5 protein-coding genes and 1 pseudogene are annotated in these 5203 nt (G+C 73.2%); all 6 read left to right on the top strand.

What is annotated here, in order from left to right; genetic code table 11:
* Positions 1-191 (top strand): hypothetical protein (locus ABFX46_RS43165; protein WP_346049690.1); only part of this gene is annotated, 191 nt, incomplete at its 5' end.
* A gap of 1 nt (position 192) precedes the next feature.
* The gene (locus ABFX46_RS43170; RefSeq protein ID WP_346050424.1) at positions 193-498 is read left to right on the top strand and encodes a hypothetical protein; all 306 of its coding nucleotides are present in this window, start codon (positions 193-195) and stop codon (positions 496-498) included.
* Positions 495-1241 (top strand): DUF8175 domain-containg protein, encoded by a 747-nt coding sequence (locus tag ABFX46_RS43175; RefSeq protein WP_346050426.1) that lies wholly within the window; start codon positions 495-497, stop codon positions 1239-1241. Before ABFX46_RS43170 ends, ABFX46_RS43175 begins: the two co-directional genes overlap by 4 nt.
* Positions 1241-2722, top strand: coding sequence for a TrbL/VirB6 family protein (locus tag ABFX46_RS43180; RefSeq protein WP_346050428.1), 1482 nt, complete (start codon positions 1241-1243; stop codon positions 2720-2722). Before ABFX46_RS43175 ends, ABFX46_RS43180 begins: the two co-directional genes overlap by 1 nt.
* Positions 2712-4187, top strand: a complete 1476-nt coding sequence (locus ABFX46_RS43185) for an SCO6880 family protein (protein ID WP_346050430.1) — start codon at positions 2712-2714, stop codon at positions 4185-4187. Before ABFX46_RS43180 ends, ABFX46_RS43185 begins: the two co-directional genes overlap by 11 nt.
* 40 nt (positions 4188-4227) lie before the next feature.
* A pseudogene (locus ABFX46_RS43190) lies at positions 4228-5203 on the top strand (hypothetical protein); the annotation flags it as partial.

The following is a 5203-nucleotide window of genomic DNA, read 5'->3' on the forward strand; positions in this document are numbered from 1 at the left end:
GTGACGGCGGCCCGGAGTCGCGGGAGGCCACGGCGCGGTTCGCGCTGCTTGAGGGACGGGTCACGGGTGTCGTGCGGGTCCCTCATGTGCGGGCGCTGCGGCTGGTGGAGGACCCGTCCGAGGTCGTCCTGCCCGGTAAGGCGCGCCAAGCCCTCGATGAGCTCCGTCGGCTGACCGGCGGGGGGTCGTGACGTGCTGACTTCGTTCGCCATGACCGCGGTGGCGGCGCTGGCGCCGCTCGACGTGGATGTGCCCGATCCTCCTCCGGAAGCGCCGCCGGGGCTGGATCAGAAGATGGAGACGCTGCTGGCGTGGGGCAAGTGGGGCGTGCTGATCTGCGGCGTCGCCGGCCTGTTCATCTGCGCGGGCCAGATGGCCATCGGCCGCAAGAACCGCTCCACGTTCGCCGCCGACGGCGCGACCGGTATCCCGTGGGTGCTGGGCGGGTTGAGCCTGGCGGCGACGGCGGCTCCGATCGTGGGGGTGTTCTTCAAATGAGCCGACCGAGCCAGAGCATGGGGCAGCCGCGCGACGTGCCGTGGTGGCGCCGTCGCCGCGTCATCGCAGTGTCGGTGGTCGGCGGCGGGGTGCTGCTCGGCATGGCCGCGCCTTCGGTGTTCAGGACGGCCCCCACGCCTACCCCGGTCATCGTGCGGGCGACCGCAGATGCCGGCGAGCTGGTGAGCGCGCCGCAGGTGTCATTCGCCGGGGTGTCGTGGCGGGACTACCACGGTGTCCTGCTCCCCTACTCGGCGCATGACGGCCCGCGTGACACCGAGGGCGGTCTGGCGGCGGGGTTCGCGCGGACGCCGCGCGGTGCGCTGCTGGCCGCGGTCCATATCGCGGTGCGGGCCGGGATGCAGTGGGGCACGGAGGTGTTCGGGCCGACCATCCAGCGGCAGGTCATCGGTCCCGATACCGACGTGCTGATGGACTCAACCCGCGAGACCTACGAAAAGCATCGGGGGGATCGTCGGGACGGGGAGCCGCTGGGGCGCGGCTATGTCGTGCTGGAGGGGTTCCGCTGGCTGGGCTACTCTCCCGCGGTCGCGAGCGTGGACTTGCTGTCGGCCGGGCCCGGCGACAGCGATGTCACCGTCCGCGCCGTGACCCGGCTCCAACTGCGGTGGCAGGACGGTGACTGGCGCGTCGTCGCCCCACCCGGCGGAACCTGGGCCGGGACGGCGGCCCCGATCAAGTCGCTGGACGGCTATGTCCGCTTCCCGCACGGGAGCGGCTGATGGGCCTTCTGTTTACCCGGCTGCCCTTGCTGCCGTTGGATCCGTGCTCGCCGGTGCTGGACCCGGCGTGCGTGCAGCCGGTCGACAACGACGACGGCGGGGGCGGGAATCCGCTGCTGCCGGGCCTTCCCACCATGCCCAAACTCCCTGGGATCCCGGGGCTGCCCGATGTCCCGGGGGCGATCGGCGGGCACGTGCTGGAGGAGATGGCCGAGTCGTTCCAGTCGGCGACCGGGTGGCTGATCTCCAACACCGCCTCCTGGTGGGTGCACACCCCCTCCCCCGACCTGCAGGACACGCCCGCGATCGGCTACCTGCAACTGCTGGTCCAGCCGCTGACCGCCGCGGTCGCAGTGCTGGCCCTGCTGGCGGTCGCGGCGCGGATGGCGCTGTCGCGCAAGGCGCTGCCACTGGTGGACGCCGGCCGCGGACTGGCCGTCCTGGCAGTGGTCGCTGTGATCGGCACGGTGGTGCCGAACCTGCTGCTGCAGTGGGGCGACCAATGGTGCAACTGGGTCCTCAGTGCGTCCTCCGACGGAGACTTCGCCAAGCGGATGACCCAGATCGTGACGTTCCCGAGCGCGGTACCGCGCGCGCTGGTGCTGATCTTGTGCCTGTTCGCGCTGGTGATCGCGCTGGTCCAGGCGATCCTGCTGCTGTTTCGCGGAGCGGCGCTGGTGATCCTGGCCGGGCTGCTGCCGCTGGCCGCCGCCGGGATGATCACCACCTCGACCAAGGCATGGTTCCCGCGCGTGGCGGGCTGGATGCTCGCGCTGATCTTCTACAAACCGGCCGCGGCGGCGGTGTATGCGACCACGTTCACGCTGGTCGGCAAAGGCAAGGACCTGCACACCGTCCTGATGGGGTTCGCGATGATGCTGATCAGCCTGATCGCCTTCCCGGTGCTGCTGAAGTTCTTCACCTGGACCACCGGCGGCACCGAGTCCGGCCCCGGCGGCGGGATGCTGGGAGCGCTGATGAGCAGCGCCACCGCGCTCGGCGCCCTGCGCGCCTACGGCGTCGGTTTTGGCGGCGGCGGCGGTTCCGGGGGCGGCCAGTCTAGTGCGGCCAGCGAGCACGGCGCCTATCTCCAGCAGCAGCTCGGCGACCAAGACGCCCCGCCACCCGCCGACGCCCCCTCAGACCAGCCGTCGCCTCGACCCGAGCCGCCGTCCGACCCGCCTCCGCCGGCCGGTCCTGGCGGTCACGGCGCCGATCCGGCCGCCCCGTCGGGGAGCGGCCAGGCCGATGCCGCCTCGTCCGGGACGGTGCAGGGTCCGGCGGGCGGGCACGGGTGGGCGCCGCCCGACGGCGGCCACGGTGAACCGGTCGGCCCGACCGCGGTCCGGACGGCCGAGCAGGAGCGCCAGCGGGGCGAGGACACGGTCCGCTGGGCCGCGACCGGCGGCTTCGGCGGCCCCACTGGCCCGACCGGCGCGACCGGTGCGGCTGGTGAAGGGGGCGGTGGCCATGGGGCATGACATCCGCACCTACGGGGGCTGGCGGCGCCGGCACGGCATCGGCCTGCTCGGCCTGGACACCGCTTCCACCTTCATCGCCCTCGCCGCGGCGATGCTGCTGGTCCTGGTCGCCGCGACCGCCCCGTACCTGCTGGTGTACCTGCTTCCGCCGACGCTGATCGGCGGCGGGCTCGGACTGGTTCGCATCGGCGGCGTTCCGGTGGTGCGGCTGGTGCTGGCGCGGTGCCGCTGGCAGTGCGGGGTGTGGCGCGGCCACGACCACTACCGGGCCGGGGTCGTCATCGACCATCCGCGCGCGTTCCAGCTTCCGGGAGTGCTGGCACCGTTGACCCTGCTGAGCGCCGAGGACGGGTACGGCGGCCGGTACGGGATCGTGTGGGACCGCCGCACCGGACTGCTCACCGCCACCCTGCGCGTCGTCCCCACCTCGACCTGGCTCGCCGACCAAAGCGACGCCGATGCCTGGGTGGCCGGGTGGGGCGGCTGGCTGGCCGCACTCGGGCACATGCCCGCCGTGCGGTGGGTGACGGTCACGGTCGAGACCGCACCCGAACCCGGCTCCACGCTCGCCGACGCCGTAGGCCGCGCGGTCGTCCCGACCGCTCCTGCGGCGGCGCGCACCATCATGGGCGAGCTGGTCCGTGCCGCTCCGGCCGCGGCCGCCGATGTCGACACCCGCGTGTCGATCACCTTCGACCCGCGCGCGTCCGCGACCCGTCCCAAAGACCTCTACGAGGCGGTTGCCGAGCTCGGGCGCGCTCTCGACGGGCTTGCGTCCCGGCTGGGTGCGTGCGGGGTCTCGGTCCTGGGGCGGGCGACCGCCGCGGAGATCGCCGGGGCCGTGCGGACCGCGTTCGACCCGGAGGCGCGCGGTGAGGTGAACCGGCTGCTCGCCGGCCCTGACTCACAGGAGGTGTTGGGCTGGTGTCATGCGGGGCCGGTCGCCGCGACCGAGCACACCGGCCACTACGAGCACGACGGCGGTGTGTCGGTGAGCTGGGCGTGGCACGAACCGCCCCGCCAGAACGTCCGCTCCGACGTCCTGGCCCGACTGGTCGCACCCGGCCCGTTCCCCAAGCGCGTCACCCTGCAATACCGGGCGCTGCCGGCCGCCGCCGCCAGCCGCGTTCTGCAGCAGGAGGTCAACGCGGCCGCGTTCCGGACCCAGTTCCGCCGCCGCACCGGACGCGACGAGACCGCCCGCGACAGCTGGGATTCCGCCCGCGCACGGCAGGCCGCCGCCGAGGAGGCCATGGGTGCCGGGGTGTGCCTGGTCTCGCTGTACGCCACCGTCACCGCCACCGACCCCGACCAGCTCCGCCGCGCCGCCGCGCACGTGGAGGCCGCGGCCGACTCGGCCAAGATCCGGCTGCGGCGCCTGTGGGGCAGCCAGGCCGCCGGATTCGCCACCACCCTGCCGTGCGGCATCTGCCCGCCCGAACTGTCCCGCCGCCTCTTCCACTGAAGCCCTGGAGCCACGCTTGCCGAACGCCGAAACACTGGCCATGTCCGAACCGCTCGCCCCACCCTGGGGCTGGCGCGGGCACGGCACCGGACGCGCCGCGCACGTCGAACCCGCACCCGAATACCAGGCCACCACCAGCCAGGTCTGCGGCCTGTACCCCTTCACCGCCGGGTCTGGCACGCCCACCGCCGGCACCCCGGTCGGACGCCACCAACTGTGGGGTGAGGTCGTGTGCCTGGACCCCCTCGCGTGGCTGCGGGAGGGGCTGGTCACCAACCCCGGCATGTTCGTCCTCGGCCAGCCCGGCACCGGCAAGTCCACCCTGGTCAAACGCCTGGTCACCGGCGCCGTCGCCACCGGCACCACACCGATCATCCTCGGCGACACCAAACCCGACTACACCCGCCTGGTCGAATACCTGGGCGGGCAGGTCATTCGCGTCGGACGCGGCGCCGACCGCATCAACCCCCTGGACGCCGGACCCCTCGACCAAGCCCGCCGCCACCTGACGGGAGCCGACGCCGAAACCCTGCGCTGGGAAGTGCGCTCCCGCCGCCTGTCCCTGCTCCTGGCCCTGGCGACTCTCGTCCGCGAGGGCCGCATCACCAACGCCGAAGAAGTCGTCCTCGGTCGCGCCATCGACCTGCTCGACGAACGCCTCGACCGCGAACCCACCATCGTCGACGTCCTGCGCATCCTGGAGCAGGGGCCGGACGAACTGCGCACTGCGACCCGCACCGATTCGAGCGACGCCTACCGCGCCCAGACCCGCGACCTGGTCTTCACCCTCGACCTGCTCATCTCCGGCTCCCTCGCCGGCGTCTTCGACGCCGCCACCACCCGGCCGCTGGACCTGGACGCGCCCGCGATCAGCGTCGACATCTCCCGCGTCCGCGCCGCCGGCGACAAGCTCCTCACCGCCGCGATGCTGTGCACCTGGGCCTACGCCTTCGGCATGGTCGATGCCGCCACCGCTCTGGCCGACCTGGGCGCCAACCCGCGCCGCTCCTACCTGG

This window comes from Actinomadura chokoriensis (genome assembly GCF_039529475.1).
In the GTDB taxonomy this organism is placed as follows: Bacteria; Actinomycetota; Actinomycetes; order Streptosporangiales; family Streptosporangiaceae; genus Spirillospora; species Spirillospora bangladeshensis.

Bases quoted from the DNA above. Each gene is read 5' to 3' on its own strand.
- ABFX46_RS43175 (WP_346050426.1), top strand. From the start codon at position 495: ATGAGCCGACCGAGCCAGAGCATGGGGCAGCCGCGCGACGTGCCGTGG.
- ABFX46_RS43180 (WP_346050428.1), top strand. From the start codon at position 1,241: ATGGGCCTTCTGTTTACCCGGCTGCCCTTGCTGCCGTTGGATCCGTGC.
- ABFX46_RS43185 (WP_346050430.1), top strand. From the start codon at position 2,712: ATGGGGCATGACATCCGCACCTACGGGGGCTGGCGGCGCCGGCACGGC.